Here is a 17,446-nt window from a genome sequence, read left to right as displayed (position 1 = left end):
ATATGAACGCTTTTTCCAATTTATTTAATTCCCATTCAAAACAGGATGGGGATTTTTTTTTGGGAATGAAAAAAATATTAGGATTTAAGCCAAAAAACCTGGAAATTTATCTAAAAGCGTTCGTTCATCGATCGGCCAACAGAAAAGATAAAGATGGCTTCCCTATGAACTACGAGCGCTTGGAATTTCTTGGCGATGCAATGCTGGGGACGATAATCTCCAAACATTTATACAGCAAGGTTCCGGATGGCGACGAGGGATATTTGACCAAAATGAGATCTAAAATTGTAAGTAGGGAACATCTCAATGAGTTGGGGAAAGATCTTAAACTTATCGATTTCGTTGAGAGCAGAATTCCTAAATCCCGATTTGGTGACAATATTCACGGTAACGTTTTTGAGGCCCTGGTAGGAGCTATCTATTTGGACAGAGGGTATAAATATTGTGAAAAGTTTATCAGTAAAAGAATTATAGATCCCTATGTGGATATAGAACAACTGGAAGGTAAGGTCATAAGCTACAAGAGTCTGGTGATTGAATGGTGCCAAAAACAAAAAAAATCCTTTAATTACGATATATACGAGGACACAGGTAATGATGTAATTAAGCATTTTGCCGTGAAATTATCGATTGGGGGCAAAATTGTGGCCAAGGCCAGGGCAACCTCCAAAAAGAAGGCTGAAGAAAGGGCGTCCAAGAGAGCCTACTTTGCCCTACAGGACAAAATGGATAAATCCAAAGAGTAAAGATTCTGAAATTTACGGATGAATGTTAAAATTTGTTAAGCAAACTGGGCAATGGAACAGTTGACATCAAAATTTGTTTAACTCCAACGTTTTCGTAGGTTTCACAACGTTTTATAGCTAAAATGGATAGGCTGGTTTCGTTATTAATCCTATATTTACGCCTTTCACGGAAAGTATGGCAGCGATACACAAAATTTCGGAAGATTTTTATGAAGAAACTTTCACTTTAATCGCTTTGCACAGCAGTATCGAAGATTATATGCTGGTATATGCACTTAATTCTTGTCTAAAAACGAAGTTGAAGAGGTCCGTGAACGATTTGGAGATATCACAAAGTGGATCGTTCCCAATATTTGATTGGAGAGACGAGGTAAATGATCGCTATTTCACACTTATTAGCAATAATGATGTAAAGGAAGAGGAATTAAGTATAGGAAATCTTTTTCAAGACCAACCCTCATTTACGAAATATCATTTGGTTCCGGAATACAGGGATGTGGACTATTTTTTAAAGATAGAACTCGATGAAATTGACGTGGAAGAAGAAATTTTGAAGTCGGTACTGGCAATCCCAAAGATCATAACGGCTTATATAGTGGATGCCTGTAAACTAAAATCTAAAAATAATTTAATATTTTAAAATAATGTCAACAAACAAAAAGACAAAAATAGTAGCAACCTTAGGACCAGCTACTAGTACGAAGAGTGTTCTAAAGAACATGATTGAGGCTGGAGTGGATGTCTTTAGGGTAAACTTTTCCCATGCCGATTATAAAGACGTTGCAGAACGTATAAAGATGATTCGCGAATTAAATGACGAATTAGGAACTAACACCTCAATTCTTGCCGATTTGCAAGGACCAAAATTAAGGGTCGGTGTAATGGCCGGGGAAGTGGTCGTTGTTCCTGGGGACGAAATAACTTTTGTAACCGGTAAGCCTTTTGAGGGGAATGCGGAGAAGGTGTATATGAACTATGCCAATTTTCCTAGAGATGTAAAAGCCGGTGAGCGTATTCTATTGGATGATGGAAAGTTGATGTTCGAGGTGATTTCTACCAATTCCAAGGATGAAGTAAGGGCAAAAGTTATCCAAGGGGGACCTTTAAAGTCCAAAAAGGGTGTTAACTTGCCTAACACCAATATTTCATTACCCGCACTAACGGAAAAGGATATTAAGGATGCTATTTTTGCAATTTCACAAGATGTGGATTGGATAGCACTTTCCTTTGTAAGATTTAGCCAAGATCTAATAGACCTGCAAAATATTATTAAGGAACATTCCGTGCATAAAATCCCGATTATAGCAAAAATTGAAAAGCCGGAAGCCGTAGAAAACATCGATAAGATTGTGGCCTATTGTGACGGATTAATGGTTGCTAGGGGAGATTTGGGTGTTGAAGTTCCAGCTCAGGAAGTGCCTCTTATTCAAAAACAATTGGTTTTAAGGGCCAAAAAAGCAAGAATACCTGTTATCATTGCTACCCAGATGATGGAAACAATGATAACAAGCCTTACTCCTACCCGTGCAGAGGTGAACGACGTGGCCAATTCCGTAATGGACGGGGCAGATGCCGTAATGCTTTCAGGAGAGACTTCCGTTGGAAATTATCCTGTACAGGTTATAGAGAAAATGACCAGTATCCTGGTTAGTGTTGAGAATTCAGAATTAATTAAGGTACCGCACGAACCGCCACAGGTTAGGACTAATAGATATATTACCAAATCTATATGTTACCATGCTGCCAATATGGCCAATGAAATTAAGGCCAAGGCAATTTCTACCTTGACCAATAGTGGTTATACTGCTTTTCAAATATCCGCTTGGAGACCAAAGGCCCATATCCTGGTATTTACCTCCAATAAAAGGATCCTTACGCAGCTCAACTTGCTTTGGGGAGTAAAGGCATTTTATTACGACAAATATGTGTCCACTGACGAGACTATTGAGGATGTGAATAAGATCGCCTGTCAGAAGGGGTTTTTAGAGGTAGGCGATATGTTGATCAGTTTGGCTGCTATGCCCATAAAAGATAAGGGGATGGTGAATACTTTACGAGTTTCACAAATAGAAAGCCGTAATTTTTAGAAATATATTTTATTAAAATATTGGAGTGGACCTGTAGGATATTAAAATCTTACAGGTCCTTTTTATTGGTTTGAAACGTATTTCTGATTATTTAGGATTTTTGAAATTCGATGTTTTAACTAATCAACCCTTTTATAGATGGGGTCTGGAGTGCAATATGTTTAGGCAGGCGAAGGGAATTTTTAAGTGTCAGAAGTCGAACCTTAATTGCACGGTAAGTATTTTTTGTTCCAAGGGTTCATTCTTTTCCGTATTTAAATTGGACAGGGATATACCTAATAGTCGAACAGAATTTTCCATTTTTTCTTGGTAAAGCAATTCTTTGGTAGTTTCCAATATCAAAGATTTTTCAGCAATAAAATAGGGGAGGGTCTTGCTTCGTGTTTGAAGGGAGAAATCGCTATATTTTATTTTCAAGGTTACCGTTTTCCCTGAAATTTTAGCCTTTTTTAGCCGCTTCTCCAGTTCCATGGCAATGTTTTCCAATCGCTGTAGCATAAAGATTTCACTGCTCAGGTTTTCGCCAAAGGTACGTTCTGCTCCGACCGATTTGGGGATTCTGTTGGGCTTTACCTCACTGTTGTGTATTCCCCTTACCACATGATAATAGTATTCGCCACTTTTCCCAAAATGTTCCTTGAGGAATTCAATGGATTTTCCCTTAAGATCTTTACCGGTAAAAATACCAAGTTGATACATTTTATCGGCTGTAACTTTGCCTACTCCGTAGAATTTTCGGATTTCCAATTCTTCCAGAAAGGAAATTACTTCTTCTGGATTAACGGTCTTTTGGCCATTTGGCTTATTGTAATCACTGGCTACCTTGGCAATAAATTTATTAATGGAAATACCTGCGGAGGCTGTTAGGCCTACTTCTGAAAGGATACGTTGTCTTATTTCCTTTGCTATGAGGGAAGCGGAGGGATTGCCTTTTTTGTTGGTGGTAACGTCTAAATAAGCCTCGTCCAAAGAAAGAGGTTCCACCAGGTCTGTATAATCGTAAAAAATGTTTCTAATTTTCAGGGAAATCTCTTTGTACCGCTCAAATCGGGGAGGCACAAAAATTAAATCTGGGCAGTTTTTTTTGGCCATATAGCCGCTCATGGCACTACGGACTCCAAATTTTCTTGCTTCGTAACTGGCAGCCGCAACAACACCTCTTTTTTCAGCCCCGCCAACGGCCAAGGGCTTACCTTTTAAGGTAGGGTCGTCCATTTGTTCTACGGAGGCGTAAAACGCGTCCATGTCTACATGGATTATTTTTCGTTGCGGGAAATCCAAATTCATACCGTAAATTTATAACAAGTTAACACTAGTGGGTTCCAATAATAATGTTAAAGATGATAAATGGAGAATGTACAATCTAAAGTAGACAAAAAATCGGCCATAATATTGGGCGCTACCGGGCTTACAGGAGGATTTTTATTACAGCGGTTGCTGCACGATAAGCGCTATGTAAAAATAATTATTTTTTCTAGGACCGCAATCGGTTTTTCCCATCCTAAATTGGAAGAACATGTAGGAGACCTTTTGAAATTGGAAACTTTTAAGAACCACTTTTTAGCTGATGAGGTCTATTGTTGTATTGGTACAACCAAAGCTAAAACCCCCGATGCGGAAATGTACAGAAGGATAGATTTTGGGATACCGGTTTCGGCGGCTAAAATATGCAGTATAAATGGGATTGGAACCTTCCTGGTCATCTCGGCTATGGGAGCCAATGCCAAAAGTGGCGTTAGCTATAATAGGCTAAAAGGGGAAATGGAAGAGGCCGTCTTAAATTGCAAAATTCCTAAGACCCATATTTTGCAACCCTCGTTAATAGGGGGAAAGAGAGAAGAGAAACGAATGGGGGAATGGGTCGCCAAACAGTTTATGAAGTTGTTCAATTTCATCCTGGTTGGACCTTTGGTGAAGTTCAGAACCATTAACCCAGAGGTTATTGCAGGCGCTATGGTTTGGTTGGCGAACAATAACTACGAAAAAGCCAGAATCCAAACCCATGAAATTAAGAATATTTACCAAAAGCTTTCAAATTAAGCTATATAACCAACTTTTATAAATGATAGAAATAGAGCGTAAATTTTTAGTGAAGTCGGAAGATTTCAAATCAGACGCTATTAAAAACGAAAGAATTGTACAAGGTTTTTTGAATACGGACCCATTAAGAACGGTTAGGGTAAGAATCAAAGGTGATAAGGGATATATGACAGTTAAGGGAAAGGGGAGCCGTAGCGGTACCACCCGGTTTGAATGGGAAAAGGAAATTTCCGTTAAGGAGGCGGAGGCCTTGATCAAATTGTCGGAGCCCGGGGTAATAGATAAGCTGAGATACTATATTGAGGTTGGTAATCATATTTTTGAAGTGGATGAATTCTTTGGGGATAATTCGGGATTGATAGTAGCGGAAATTGAATTGGAACATGAGGATGAGGACTTTTTAAAACCTCAATGGTTGGGGGATGAAGTAACTTCAGATATCAAATATTACAATTCACAGCTGAGCAAAAACCCTTTTAAGACATGGAAAAAATAAATGTATATTATATAATACTAATATGTCTGTTGTTGTTGTCCTGTAAGGATTCCGGGGGAATGCCCGATGAAACTGTAGGGCCACAATTGGCTGAAAAGGCAATTTCTACGGCCAAATTAAAAAAGAGTTTGGAATCGCAGGGATTTAAAACCTTCGATTATATAGATGAAAAGACCAAGGATACCATTTTGATGCAGCAATATTTTATTGCCTTTTTAAAGAGTGGACCAAATCGTTCCCAATCCAAGGCAGAGACAGACAGTCTACAAGCCTTACATTTGGCCCATTTGGGTAGAATGTACGAGGAAGGATATGCCGATATTTCGGGTCCTTTTGGGGATGATGGTGACATACGTGGCATTACTATCTACAATGTACCAACCCAAGAAATGGCAGATAGTCTGGCCAATATGGATCCTATGGTAAAATCGGGCAGGCTGGCCATTGAAATACACCCATGGTGGGCTGCCAAGGGGTTCAAACTAAGATAGTTTGGAGGCATAACTTTCTGTTACCATACCTCTAAAATTATTTATGATCAAGTGTTCCAATAGTTCTGGATCGGTGTATTGGTAAAAGAGATTGTTGATTGAAAATAGTACATATTCCAATCTGCTTAACTATATCTGGGAGGCAAGTGCCAAATTCACATTCTTTCTGATTTGGCCCTTGATTTAAGTTTGTTGCAACTGCTCATGGATACAATCATGTATTTCATTTGCTCAAAATACATTTCAAAGTTCATTGGCTATGGGATAGTATTTGTGTGGTCCCTATAAAAGCGATGGACTAAACTTTTTAAGATTATTCAACCCTACCCTGTAATTTATAATTATTCCTTGGATAGGGTTGTTTATTTATTTTTTATAGCCTCTGTTATATCATTTTGTACTGTGGTCAATGGGTCTTTGAGGCTTTCCTATACAATTTCTTCCCTGCTTATGAAATACCCTTAGATAGTTTGCTATCATATTTTAAAAATTTGGAAATAGCGAATTCTAAAAATTCCTCCTGTTTCTCCATTGCCTATAAACTTGGCTTCTATTGCCAGCCTCCACCCAAGGAGCGATACAATTCTACCGTAGCCGATAATTGGGTTAGTTTATTGGTAATAAGGTTTAATTCAGCACTCAGTGCACTTTGTCTAGCTGTTAACAAGTCTAAGTAATTGGCGTAACCATTTTTTAACAACTCCTCAGAATCACTTTCTGCTTTTCGCAAGGCTTCCGCTTCATTTTTTCTGAACTCGAATTTCTTGGTTTCCGCTTCATAAGAAAATAACGCATTGGACACTTCGCTTCCTGCAACCAATAAGGTTTTCTTAAAATTCAATAAGGAACTTTCTTGATTGGCAAGTGCAACTTCTTTTTGGGTTTTTAGTTTTCTTTGATTCAAAAGAGGTTGTGTCAATCCACCAACTACGGTTGCAAATAGGGAGTTTGCATTTAGTAACTTATCTAATTCCAAACTTTGTAAGCCTCCCGAAGCTGTTAAGGTAAGGGACGGATAAAAACTGCTATTGGCCACATTGGTCAATTCAAAATCTCTGATCAAAGCATATTCTGCAGCCATAACATCCGGTCTGTTTCTTAACAATCTTGCAGGTACGCCCAACTTTATTTCCTGATCAATGCTTTGATTGTCCAATCGACTTCTTTTAAACTCCTGAGGTGCTTTGCCAAGTAAAATACTCAAAGTGTTTTCTGCTTTAAAAATAGCAGTTTCTATATCTATTTGTAGTGCTCTAGCACTATTGTATTGCGCTATGTTTTGGTCTACTGCAACCTGGGTTACTTGACCTGCATCTTTTAATGCCTTGATTGTCTCTACACTACTCTCCCTGGTTGCTATGGTTTGCTTTGTTACTTCCAACTGTGCATCTAAAGCCAATAGATTGTAATAGGAATTGGCAATGCTGGAAATCAATTGTGTTTTTACGGCCTGATGTCCTGCAACACTTTGTAGATAATCTGCCTGCGATGCTCTTTTATTACTTCTTATTTTCCCCCAAATATCGGCCTCCCAAGATAAATTTGCAGTAATATCATAAGTATCCAAACCTCCACTAAATATAGAACCAAACTGACTGTTCTCCGAATATTCCTGATGTGTATAGTTGGGCCCCACACTTAATGTTGGCAAATAACCTGCTTTCCCTTGTTTTGCATAAGCTTCAGCAGCTATCATTTGCTGAATTGCGATTCTTATGTCCATATTATTCTGCAGACCTTCCTCTATATATTGTTCAAGATATTGATCTGTAAATAAGTTTTTCCAAGATACGTCTGCCATAGAAACACTATCCTTTGGAAGGTTTTCGGTTCTATAAAGGTTTTCGGTTTCTATATCCAAATTTGGCCTTACATAATCCCGTGCCACAAAACAACTTTGTAATGTGATTGCAACTACTAGTACAAGTGCACCTTTACTTAAACTTTTATGTTTTATAATTGATTTCATTGTTCTTAATCTTCAATAGTTTGTACTGCTGGTTTACTTGAGACTTTTTCTTGTAGCCACTGAAATAAGATAAATAGGATGGGAATTACAAAGACACCCAAAATGGTTCCGATAAGCATTCCTCCCGCTGCTCCTGTTCCGATAGAGTTGTTTCCTTCTGCCCCAACTCCATTTGCCAACACCAATGGCATTAATCCTAGAATAAAGGCAAATGAGGTCATTAAAATTGGACGTAAACGCGCTTTTGCCCCATGGATGGCCGCATCAACGATACTCTCGCCATTCTTTCGTCTTTGTAGCGCAAATTCCACTATAAGGATGGCGTTTTTAGCGAGCAATCCTATAAGCATGATTAGGGCTATTTGGAAATATATATTGTTCTCCAGACCTAAAAACTTTGTACTTATATACGCGCCAAATACACCGAACGGCAAGGATAATACAACTGCAAATGGCAGTAAATAACTTTCGTACTGTGCACTTAATAAGAAATACACAAACAGGATACTTAATATAAAAATAAAGGTGGTTTGGTTTCCTGCATTCACCTCTTCCCGGGTTAATCCAGAATAGGCCACAGTATAATTGGTCGGTAGTTTTGCTACTTCTTCCTCAATAACTCTGATGGCATCACCTGTACTAAATCCGTCGTTTGTGGCACCAGTTATAGTCGTAGAATTGAACAAGTTGAAACGGGTAACCGATTGCGGACCATATACACGTTTTAGATTGACAAACTGTGTAATTGGCGTCATTTCTCCTGTATCCGTTCTTACGTACATACTGTTTAACGCACTTTCATCTGCTCTGTCTTCTGGCAATGCTTGTATGTATACCCTAAATTGCTTTCCAAATCTTGAAAAATCCGAGGCATAAATTCCACCAATGTATCCCTGTAATGTGGAAAAGATACTTGTTATGGAAACTCCTTTTTCTTTTGCTAAAGGCACATTCACCTCCATTTCGTACTGTGGGTAATTCGTGTTAAATGCGGACGTTGCGTATTTAATTTCTGGATGCTGCATTAAGGCCATGGTAAAGTCATTCTTGGCCTTGTCCAAATCCGTGAACTCTCCTCCAAATTTATCCAGTAAATTAATCTCAAAACCAGCAGAGTTACCAAAACCACGTATACTTGGTGGTGAAAAGAATATAATATTAGCTTCTGGAATAGTAGCGGCTATACCAAATAATTTTCCTGTAATGGCTTGTGCTGATAGGGCTTCATCCTTACGCTCGCTCCAATCCTCAAGTTTTATAATACCAAACCCAAAGTTACTGCCCGATCCACTGATGATACTTCGACCTTTAATAAAGTTAACGGCTACAACACCGTCGATACCGTCTATTTTGTCGAATAATTTTCTTGACACGGCATCTGTTCTATCCAAAGAGGCCCCTGGTGGCAACTCAATATTTGCGAAGATAATTCCTCTATCCTCATTAGGTACAAAACCTGTTGGAGTTGTTGTGGATGCCCAATAAATTCCTATAACGGCAATGATCAATAATAAAACGGAAACGAATTTTCTTCTGTATAAAAATTGAAGTGATTTGCCATATTTATCTATTGATGCGTTAAAGCCACGATTGAATAATGTGTAAAAACGTTTTATCGGGCTTTTTCCTTTTAATTCTTCGTCTTCCTTGTGTTCTTTTAATAACAGAGCACATAAGGCCGGACTTAACGTTAAAGCATTTACAGCAGAAATAAGGATGGCAATAATTAAAGTAACACCAAATTGCTCATAAAATACACCTGTTGGACCCGTTACAAAGGTTACCGGGATAAATACCGCTGCCATTACCAAGGTAATTGATATAATAGCTCCGGATATTTCGTTCATGGCTGTTAAGGTTGCCTTTTTAGGATTGTGTTCTCCGTTGTCCATCTTGGCATGAACAGCTTCTACCACAACAATAGCATCATCTACCACAATACCAATAGCTAGCACTAGTGCAAATAGCGTTAATAAGTTGATGGAATAGCCGAAAATATTCAAGAAAAAGAAGGTTCCAATAATGGAAACTGGTACTGCAATTGCAGGAATTAAGGTGGAACGAAAATCTTGCAAGAAGATAAACACCACTAAGAATACCAATAAAAATGCCTCTAACAAGGTGGTTATTACCTTATCAATAGACGCATTTAGGAACAGACTTGTATCGTATGGCACAAAAATGTCCAAACCTTCCGGAAGGTCGGCTTTAACCGATTCCAAAGTAATTTTAATGTTCTCAATAATTTCTTGGGCGTTGGAACCTTTTGTTTGAAAGATTCCCATAAACACTGCTGGATAACCTTTACTCATCGCGTTAGCCGCGTAAGATTGTGCATCCAACTCAATAGTAGCCACATCTTTTAAGCGTAAAAACTCCCCGTCTCCCAACGCTTTAATTACAATGTCGCTGTATTGGCTTTCGTTTTTAAAACGTCCGCTATAGGTTAGTGTATATGAAAACGATTCTCCGTTGTTCTGACCTAAAGAACCAGCTGCCGCTTCTAAATTTTGTTCTGCCAATACTGCGGATATGTCTGAAGGAATTAAACCGTAAGAAGCAAGTTTTTCTGGATTTAACCAGATTCGCATGGCATAATCCTGTTGTGAGAAGACGCTAACATCCCCAACACCACTAATACGTTGCATTGCTGGAATTACGTTAATTTTCAAGTAATTCTGAATAAAGGTAGCATCGTAATTTTCGCTTTCAGAATACATGGATATAAACATTAACGCACTCGTTTCCTGTTTTTGCGTGGTAACACCGGTTTGGGTAACCTCTTGGGGCAATAAGGGAGTTGCCCTTGCCACACGGTTCTGCACGTTTACTGCTGCTATATCGGCATCAATTTCTTGATTAAAATATACAGTAATTTCTGCAGCTCCTGTATTGGATGCAGTAGACGTAATGTACGTCATGCCTTCCACACCATTGATCTGTTCTTCAATTGGGATGATGACACTCTCCATAACTGTTTCTGCGTTGGCTCCAGTATAGTTTGCAGAAACCTTAATAGTCGGTGGTGCAATATCCGGGTATTCCTCGATAGGTAAGCTAGTAATACTGATAATTCCTAGTAATACTATTATAATAGAAATTACCGTTGAAAGAACGGGTCTTTCAATAAATGTTTTTAACATGACTACTATTTTTGTTAGTTGGTGACTAGTTCTTAAATAATGTTGCTACAGGTTTAATGGCCTCTTCAAAGGAAGTTTCTTGAGGTGTAATGACCATCCCGTTTCTTAGTTTACCTACACCGGAAACAATAATTTTATCATTGGTATCCACACCTGATTCCACAACATATAGGTTTCCTACTGAGCCTTTTATTTTTACAATGGATGTTTCTACTTTGTTGTCGGCACCAAGTTTAAATATCATAATGTTGCCTTGTTGCTCAAAAGTGGCTGTTTGAGGTACCACTACAGCATCCTTATATTCTATAGGAAATCTTATTTTACCACTGTTACCATTGGTTAAGATTTCGTTTGGATTGTTAAAGGCCGCTCTAATTTTTATGGTCCCGGTATTTTGATTTATTTGACCTGTACTCGTTTGAATACGTCCTTTTTCTGAATATATTTTACCGTTGGCCAAAACCAAACTTAAATCGGGAGAATTTTTAATTCGTTCCGCTTTACTTTTCCCTTCAGATCTCTGTAAATGGTCTATGTATTGTGCTTCATTGAAACTAAAAAACGCATATACTTGGTCAATTTCACTTACAGTTGTTAATGGAGTTGCATCACTTGGACTAATTAAGGCACCTTCCCTAAAATTTATGGAACCAACATAGCCATCTATTGGACTTTTAATAGTTGCATAACCAATGTTTGCTGAAACTCCACTATAACTAGCTTTTGCTTGTGCTAAATTGGCTTTGGCCGTTTCCAATTGAACAGGGCTAATAATGTTTTTTTCTACCAGGGGAATCAATTTTTCTACTTCTACTTGTGCTACATTAACACGCGCTTGTGCCGCAACGGCATCTTGATTCAAAGACTGTGTTTCCAATTTAAATAATACTTGTCCCTTTTGTACCTTTTGACCTTCATCTACATATACTTTCTCAATATACCCCGATGTTTTAGCTCTAACATCACTGTTTACCCTACCCTCAATAGTTGCGGGGTAATCTATATATCCTGTTACGGTTTTATGTTCTACTTGGGACACTGGAAAAGGTAACGCTGGTGCTTGTTGTGCTGCAGCAGGGTTTTCTTGTTTGCTGCCACAACTCACAATAACTAAGAATACACTTAGTCCTAGTATGGTATATAATTTATTATTCTTCATTTTTAGTTGAGTTTAAATATGGAATTTATTGCTAATTAATTTTTCTCTTAATTCTTTAACTGAAGCTGTCGCTTCATCTACGAACTTTACGTAATCATTGTGAAAGGATAAATCGAACTTCTCGTCGTCATTTTCAATTTTTAATTTATTTTGGGTTTCTTTATATGCTTTAATTTCTAAATGAATGACCCGCTCTGCATTCCAATGGCTGATCATTCTATCCACATGTTGTATAATTGTATTTTTATTGATTATAAAATACTTTTTGCGGTCTCCTGTCTTTGTGTAATACTCAATTTTATTTAAATCCTGTAAATGATTAAGGTGTGTAGAAATTGTACTTTTACTTGCACATAGTATAGTTACCATATCTTCAAAAGTGGACCCTTTCTTTCCCGTAAGGATTATATAAGCCAAAATACGGGCAGCAACAGGTGCCAATTGCTCTCTACCCTCTAAATGAACACCTAGTTTTTCAACTAAGGCCATTTTCTCTTTGCAGATATTGTCTTTCATTTTTAATAGCTTTATTACTGTTTTGGGAATTGAAATTGTCCGAAATCAGTAAAATAAGGCGCAAATATACTTATTGGTTCTGAACAAACCGAACTAAACGAAATTAAAGTTTTGTTAAATTGAGATGGATACCTGAATGGGTTCTTTGGATATAATTAATGGACTATTGGGCCAGTACGCCCTCCAATTCCATAACAGGGATGGGGCTTAGATTGGATTCGTTAATAGAGTATTTTTCGAAGAGGAAGCGTTTTTCGTATAGTTTGTCATCTGCGAAAAAAGTAACGAAAAATTCATTGTTAAAAGCTAAAATATCTTCCTGCAACACTTCAATCTTTCGGTATTCCTTAGCGGGGATGTCGCCAAGTCCGTGGCGCATGGTAGATGTTTTTCTATCTCCTTCGTAGCCGTTGGATACCGCTATTACTGCTTCAATTGCGGTATCCCGGTCGTTAATGATATAGGCATTCCAATTTTTTTCCAAGAACTCATCGTTCCATTCGGGAATAATGGCCACATGTACATTTTTTGCAATCGGAATTTCTATATCTTTTTTCACTTGGGCGATAAATGTTTCGTCCTCCTTCCAATTCCATGGTTGGGGGATTTTTGTTATTCAATATTTATAGGCCGAGCCACTTTCAATAAACGGATATATTGCCAACACTTCTAAGAGTGCTAGTCAAAAAACTAAAAGGCGCTCTTAAATTGCTCTAAAAACCGCACATCATTTTCACTCAAGAGTCTTATATCAGATATTTGATGGAGTAATAGTGCGATACGATCTATACCCATTCCAAAGGCGAAGCCGGAATATTCATTGGCGTCGATTCCACAATTTGTAAGTACATTGGGGTCTACCATACCACAACCCATGATTTCCAACCAACCTGTTCCCTTGGTCATTTTGTAATCCGTTTCTGTTTCCAATCCCCAATAAACGTCTACTTCGGCACTAGGTTCTGTAAAAGGGAAGTAGGATGGCCTAAGCCTTATTTTGGATTTGCCGAACAGTTCGGTGGTAAAAAATTGTAGTGTTTGCTTTAGATCTGCAAAAGAAACGTCCTTATCTATATAGAGACCTTCCACTTGGTGAAAAAAGCAATGTGACCTTGCGGATATAGCTTCATTCCTGTAAACCCTACCAGGTGAAATGGTCCTGATCGGAGGTTTGTTATTTTCCATATATCGCACCTGTACCGATGAGGTGTGGGTACGCAATAAAATGTCCGGATCGGTCTGAATAAAAAAGGTATCCTGCATATCCCTGGCCGGATGGTATTCCGGAAGGTTTAGGGCAGTAAAGTTGTGCCAGTCATCCTCTATTTCCGGTCCTTCGGAAACATTGAACCCAATTCGGGAAAAGATGTCGATGATCTGATTTTTAACTATAGAGATAGGATGACGCGTTCCAAGTCCCAAGGGCTCTCCAGGTCTGGTTAAGTCCCCATAAATTCCTTTTTCCTCCTTCTTGTTTTCAAGAGCCTCCTTCAGGGCGTTTACCTTTTCGGTGGCAACTGTTTTTAGTTGGTTTACGGTTTGGCCAAACTCCTTCTTTTGCTCGTTGGGCACGTTTTTAAAATCTGAAAAAAAATGATTGAACAATCCTTTTTTTCCTAAGTATTTAATTCGGAATGCCTCTATGGCCTCTTTATCGGTAGAATAAAATTTTTCTACCTCCAATATATGTTCCTTTATTTCCTCTATCATGGTAACTGCTTGGCTTGTCTTTCCTAAAAATAGGAGCCACAAATTTAAAACTTTTATGCCAAGCGGCGAATAGATTTTGCTTAAATAAAAAACGAGCCCCATTGATTAGTGGGGCTCGTATAATTTTAAGCAGGAATGCGTTCGCTTAGAACCTTTTCCTTTTGTTTGATATAATTGGTGCAATCTTGAAAAGTATCGAATATATGCTCCTTCGACACCAAATCTGGAATAATGTCTATTCGTTCCATCATATACCTTGGCTGGTCCAAAACATCCACGAATAGCACTTCTATGTTATCGCGTCGTAAATCAACTAGAATATCCTCCATGGCGTATAGTCCGGATTGATCCATATATTGCATTCTATCCATTCTAATGACAACTGTGGAGGCCGTCTTCGGTATCTGCTTGGCAAGTTGTTGAAAATCACTTGTTGAACCAAAAAATAAAGGGCCTTTGACGTGTTTAATAAATACGCTTGATTTAAGGCTCTCAGGGAAAGTTCCCTCATCTGCCCAGGCTCTTTCCTTAAGTAGGGGCTTCACATCTGAACGTTCCGCCGTTAGATCGCCCATTTTTTTCATAAAGATTAGCGATGCAATTATAAGACCTATACCAACGGCACTTACCAAATCCCAAAAAACAGAAAGTAACAACACCAAAATCATAATGGCAACTTCACTTTTTGGCATGGCCGGTATAGCTTTTAACCCTTTATAATCCATAACGCCAATACCTACGGTTACCAAAATACCAGCTAAAACGGCTGCAGGGATTTGTGAGGCAACTGGGCCTAATGCCAAAAGGATTACTAACAATAATATGGCGGCTATTGCTCCGGACAAGCGGGTTTTTCCTCCTGCATTAATATTTACAACGGTACGGATTGTAGCTCCGGCTCCTGGAATCCCTCCAAAAATAGAGGCTATACTATTCCCGATTCCTTGACCCAATAATTCCTTATTGGGATTATGCTTTGTTTTGGTCATATTATCGGCAACAACTGACGTTAATAAGGAATCTATGGCACCAAGTACGGCCAACGATAGGGCTGCAAATAAGTATGGGGATATCTGCGCGAATTTAAAATCGGTAAACATTTCGAAATGGGGCAGAGGAAATCCACTGGGGATTTCTGCTATCGGCCTGTAATCCATATTAAAGGCAAAAGCAGCTCCGGACACGACTAACAATGCCACCAAGGTACTAGGGACCGCAGTAGTAATTTTCTTGAATCCAAAGATAATTATAATGGTAGATAATGCCAATATAAGTTCCAGCCAATCTATATTTGCCAGTGCCCTTGGCAATATTTTCACAGTACCTATAACAGATTTGGCCTCATTGCCCGCTAAGGTTTTGGCCTCGATTAAAATGTGTTCCTCACTTACTTCTGCGGCTCTTTTTTGGGTCTCTTTAAAGTCCTCCAATACCAAGTAACCTTCACCGGCCTCTTCCTTCAAGATTTTATCCAACAGCACCTCTTCCGCCATGGGTGTATATTCTGAAACATAATCCTTATCCTCTTTTGGATAGTAACCGATGGCTGGTAGAACTTGGGTAATGATGATGATGACCCCAATTGCGGTCATAAAACCGGAAACAACAGGATAGGGAATGTATTTAATGTATTTCCCAACTCCTATAACTCCTAATAGAATTTGAAGTACCCCTGCCAATAAGAAAACCAAAAGTATAGAGGGCAGCGCCTTTTCAACATCGCCGTTATTTGCAGCCACGATTCCTGCAATAACAACCAAACTTACCGCGGTCATTGGAGCAGTTGGGCCACTAATTTGAGACGGGGTGCCGCCAAATAATGCGGCGAAGAAGCCTATGAATATGGCGCCGTACAAACCGGCGTCCGGACCAAGTCCTGAAGAAACCCCAAAGGCAAGTGCCAAGGGTAAGGCAACAATACCGGCGGTAATTCCCCCAAATAGATCGCCCTTTAAATTTGAAAATATATTTTTCATTTTAATGTTTTTAAATTGATTATAGTTATTGACAATTCACTGCACAAATCCTAACGACGGTAAACCGTTTTGGAGTTGTGCAATGATTGGGATATCTTTAAATTAATTAATGCCTAATTAGCTAAATCTGGTTTACCCAATTGCTAGCGTTCACCTAATCGAGATGGTAGATTTCCATTATGTTCTTTAGAATACCTTCGAAATCTATTTTTAGGTCAATGAGCTTTCCAGTATGTATATCGAAAACCCAACCATGTACGGTAAGGTCGCGATCTCTGGCAGCTTTTTGAACCGCTGCAGTCTTGATTAGATTAATACATTGTTCCTCTACGTTCAATTCTACCAAGCGATCATATTTTTTGTCCTCGTCGGTTATGGCATTAAGTTCATTTTTATGTATTCTGTATACATCCCTAATGTTTCTCAGCCATGGGTTTAAAATACCTAAATCGGCAGATTGCATAGCCGCTTTTACACCTCCACAGGAATAATGGCCACAAACAACAACATGGTTCACTTTTAGGTGTTCAACTGCATAATTTACCACGGACATAACATTAAGGTCTATGCTTATAACCATATTGGCAATGTTACGGTGTACAAAGACCTCTCCTGGCCCCACTCCCATAAGTTCTTCGGCGGTTACCCTACTGTCCGAGCACCCAATATAAAGTATTTCCGGGCTTTGTCCTTTGCCCATATCACTGAAAAATTCCGGACTTACCGATAATTTTTCTTGAATCCATTTTTCGTTATTTTTAAAAACTTGATCTAGTTTTTTCATCTTTTATATATTTTTTTAAGGTCATAATTAAATCGCCCTTCGTTATACATACACCTTAATATCTTTAATTATTAAGTGAATCTTTGGTAATGTCCACTAAGCTTTTGGGACCTATACCTGATGGGTTATATTATGCTCTTTTTTATTTTGATTAGTTAAATTATTTTATTCAAATCTTAAATGAGCTATGTTCCTACACTTAATTATGCCCTAATCTTTATTGGATATAAATTAATTGCAAATCACTTGGGAATATGTTTTTTGCTGGTTGTTTTAGTCCAGTCATAACATATTCTTAAAACTTACGCTCGTTAAATTAGTGGATATAT

General features: G+C 38.4%; 15 protein-coding genes. 6 read left to right on the top strand and 9 right to left on the bottom strand.

The genetic code is table 11. The features are described 5' to 3' along the window. The first annotated feature begins 2 nt into the window (after positions 1-2). The 3 genes from rnc to pyk all read left to right on the top strand — a co-directional run bounded on the left by rnc (position 3) and on the right by pyk (position 2,833). On the top strand, positions 3-746 hold the full coding sequence (gene rnc, locus MWU78_RS20105; protein ID WP_247001174.1) for a ribonuclease III: 744 nt from the start codon (positions 3-5) through the stop codon (positions 744-746). 175 nt (positions 747-921) lie between these two features. Further along, a complete protein-coding gene (locus tag MWU78_RS20100; protein WP_247001172.1) occupies positions 922-1,386 on the top strand; it encodes an IPExxxVDY family protein in 465 nt (154 codons plus the stop codon). Between the two features lie 4 nt (positions 1,387-1,390). Next, positions 1,391-2,833 carry a pyruvate kinase gene (gene pyk / locus MWU78_RS20095; protein WP_247001170.1) on the top strand — a complete coding sequence of 481 codons (1,443 nt, stop codon included), beginning with the start codon at positions 1,391-1,393 and terminating at the stop codon, positions 2,831-2,833. 189 nt (positions 2,834-3,022) lie between these two features. Here the strand turns inward: pyk and dinB are convergent, their stop codons facing one another. Beyond that, on the bottom strand, positions 3,023-4,120 hold the full coding sequence (dinB, locus tag MWU78_RS20090) for a DNA polymerase IV (RefSeq protein ID WP_247001168.1): 1,098 nt from the start codon (positions 4,118-4,120) through the stop codon (positions 3,023-3,025). A gap of 60 nt (positions 4,121-4,180) precedes the next feature. On the opposite strand from dinB, the gene MWU78_RS20085 reads away from it, so the two are divergent. Genes MWU78_RS20085 through MWU78_RS20075 form a run of 3 tightly spaced genes read left to right on the top strand, consistent with a single transcriptional unit; the run spans position 4,181 to position 5,860 of the window. Beyond that, complete coding sequence (locus MWU78_RS20085; protein WP_247001159.1) at positions 4,181-4,873, top strand: NAD-dependent epimerase/dehydratase family protein; 693 nt, start codon at positions 4,181-4,183, stop codon at positions 4,871-4,873. Positions 4,874-4,895: 22 nt separating this feature from the next. After that, a complete protein-coding gene (locus MWU78_RS20080; RefSeq protein ID WP_247001157.1) occupies positions 4,896-5,369 on the top strand; it encodes a CYTH domain-containing protein in 474 nt (157 codons plus the stop codon). Beyond that, positions 5,357-5,860 carry a YciI family protein gene (locus MWU78_RS20075; protein WP_247001155.1) on the top strand — a complete coding sequence of 168 codons (504 nt, stop codon included), beginning with the start codon at positions 5,357-5,359 and terminating at the stop codon, positions 5,858-5,860. Before MWU78_RS20080 ends, MWU78_RS20075 begins: the two co-directional genes overlap by 13 nt. 550 nt (positions 5,861-6,410) lie before the next feature. Here MWU78_RS20075 and MWU78_RS20070 read toward each other — a convergent pair. The 8 genes from MWU78_RS20070 to MWU78_RS20035 all read right to left on the bottom strand — a co-directional run bounded on the left by MWU78_RS20070 (position 6,411) and on the right by MWU78_RS20035 (position 17,117). Further along, positions 6,411-7,829: an efflux transporter outer membrane subunit gene (locus MWU78_RS20070; protein ID WP_247001153.1), complete on the bottom strand. Its 1,419-nt coding sequence runs from the start codon at positions 7,827-7,829 to the stop codon at positions 6,411-6,413. A gap of 5 nt (positions 7,830-7,834) precedes the next feature. Then, positions 7,835-10,972, bottom strand: a complete 3,138-nt coding sequence (locus MWU78_RS20065; RefSeq protein WP_247001151.1) for an efflux RND transporter permease subunit — start codon at positions 10,970-10,972, stop codon at positions 7,835-7,837. Between the two features lie 25 nt (positions 10,973-10,997). Then, positions 10,998-12,131, bottom strand: coding sequence for an efflux RND transporter periplasmic adaptor subunit (locus MWU78_RS20060; protein WP_247001149.1), 1,134 nt, complete (start codon positions 12,129-12,131; stop codon positions 10,998-11,000). Positions 12,132-12,143: 12 nt separating this feature from the next. Beyond that, entirely contained in the window at positions 12,144-12,647 is a 504-nt protein-coding gene (locus MWU78_RS20055; protein ID WP_247001147.1) for a transcriptional regulator, read from the bottom strand. A gap of 163 nt (positions 12,648-12,810) precedes the next feature. Further along, positions 12,811-13,206 carry a hypothetical protein gene (locus MWU78_RS20050; protein ID WP_247001145.1) on the bottom strand — a complete coding sequence of 132 codons (396 nt, stop codon included), beginning with the start codon at positions 13,204-13,206 and terminating at the stop codon, positions 12,811-12,813. 131 nt (positions 13,207-13,337) lie between these two features. Continuing rightward, on the bottom strand, positions 13,338-14,357 hold the full coding sequence (gene pheS, locus MWU78_RS20045; RefSeq protein WP_247001143.1) for a phenylalanine--tRNA ligase subunit alpha: 1,020 nt from the start codon (positions 14,355-14,357) through the stop codon (positions 13,338-13,340). A gap of 125 nt (positions 14,358-14,482) precedes the next feature. Then, the gene (locus tag MWU78_RS20040; protein ID WP_247001141.1) at positions 14,483-16,333 is read right to left on the bottom strand and encodes a SulP family inorganic anion transporter; all 1,851 of its coding nucleotides are present in this window, start codon (positions 16,331-16,333) and stop codon (positions 14,483-14,485) included. A gap of 154 nt (positions 16,334-16,487) precedes the next feature. Beyond that, positions 16,488-17,117, bottom strand: coding sequence for a carbonic anhydrase (locus MWU78_RS20035; protein ID WP_247001139.1), 630 nt, complete (start codon positions 17,115-17,117; stop codon positions 16,488-16,490). Positions 17,118-17,446 lie beyond the last annotated feature (329 nt).

This window comes from Arenibacter sp. F26102 (genome assembly GCF_023015865.1).
Classification (GTDB): Bacteria; Bacteroidota; Bacteroidia; order Flavobacteriales; family Flavobacteriaceae; genus Arenibacter.
This window is presented reverse-complemented; position numbering and strand designations above follow the sequence as displayed.

What these genes read in the sequence shown, in the direction of transcription:
- rnc (WP_247001174.1), top strand. Translation starts at nt 3, where the DNA reads ATGAACGCTTTTTCCAATTTATTTAATTCCCATTCAAAACAGGATGGG.
- MWU78_RS20100 (WP_247001172.1), top strand. Translation starts at nt 922, where the DNA reads ATGGCAGCGATACACAAAATTTCGGAAGATTTTTATGAAGAAACTTTC.
- pyk (WP_247001170.1), top strand. Translation starts at nt 1,391, where the DNA reads ATGTCAACAAACAAAAAGACAAAAATAGTAGCAACCTTAGGACCAGCT.
- dinB (WP_247001168.1), bottom strand. Translation starts at nt 4,120, where the DNA reads ATGAATTTGGATTTCCCGCAACGAAAAATAATCCATGTAGACATGGAC.
- MWU78_RS20085 (WP_247001159.1), top strand. Translation starts at nt 4,181, where the DNA reads ATGGAGAATGTACAATCTAAAGTAGACAAAAAATCGGCCATAATATTG.
- MWU78_RS20080 (WP_247001157.1), top strand. Translation starts at nt 4,896, where the DNA reads ATGATAGAAATAGAGCGTAAATTTTTAGTGAAGTCGGAAGATTTCAAA.
- MWU78_RS20075 (WP_247001155.1), top strand. Translation starts at nt 5,357, where the DNA reads ATGGAAAAAATAAATGTATATTATATAATACTAATATGTCTGTTGTTG.
- MWU78_RS20070 (WP_247001153.1), bottom strand. Translation starts at nt 7,829, where the DNA reads ATGAAATCAATTATAAAACATAAAAGTTTAAGTAAAGGTGCACTTGTA.
- MWU78_RS20065 (WP_247001151.1), bottom strand. Translation starts at nt 10,972, where the DNA reads ATGTTAAAAACATTTATTGAAAGACCCGTTCTTTCAACGGTAATTTCT.
- MWU78_RS20060 (WP_247001149.1), bottom strand. Translation starts at nt 12,131, where the DNA reads ATGAAGAATAATAAATTATATACCATACTAGGACTAAGTGTATTCTTA.
- MWU78_RS20055 (WP_247001147.1), bottom strand. Translation starts at nt 12,647, where the DNA reads ATGAAAGACAATATCTGCAAAGAGAAAATGGCCTTAGTTGAAAAACTA.
- pheS (WP_247001143.1), bottom strand. Translation starts at nt 14,357, where the DNA reads ATGATAGAGGAAATAAAGGAACATATATTGGAGGTAGAAAAATTTTAT.
- MWU78_RS20040 (WP_247001141.1), bottom strand. Translation starts at nt 16,333, where the DNA reads ATGAAAAATATATTTTCAAATTTAAAGGGCGATCTATTTGGGGGAATT.
- MWU78_RS20035 (WP_247001139.1), bottom strand. Translation starts at nt 17,117, where the DNA reads ATGAAAAAACTAGATCAAGTTTTTAAAAATAACGAAAAATGGATTCAA.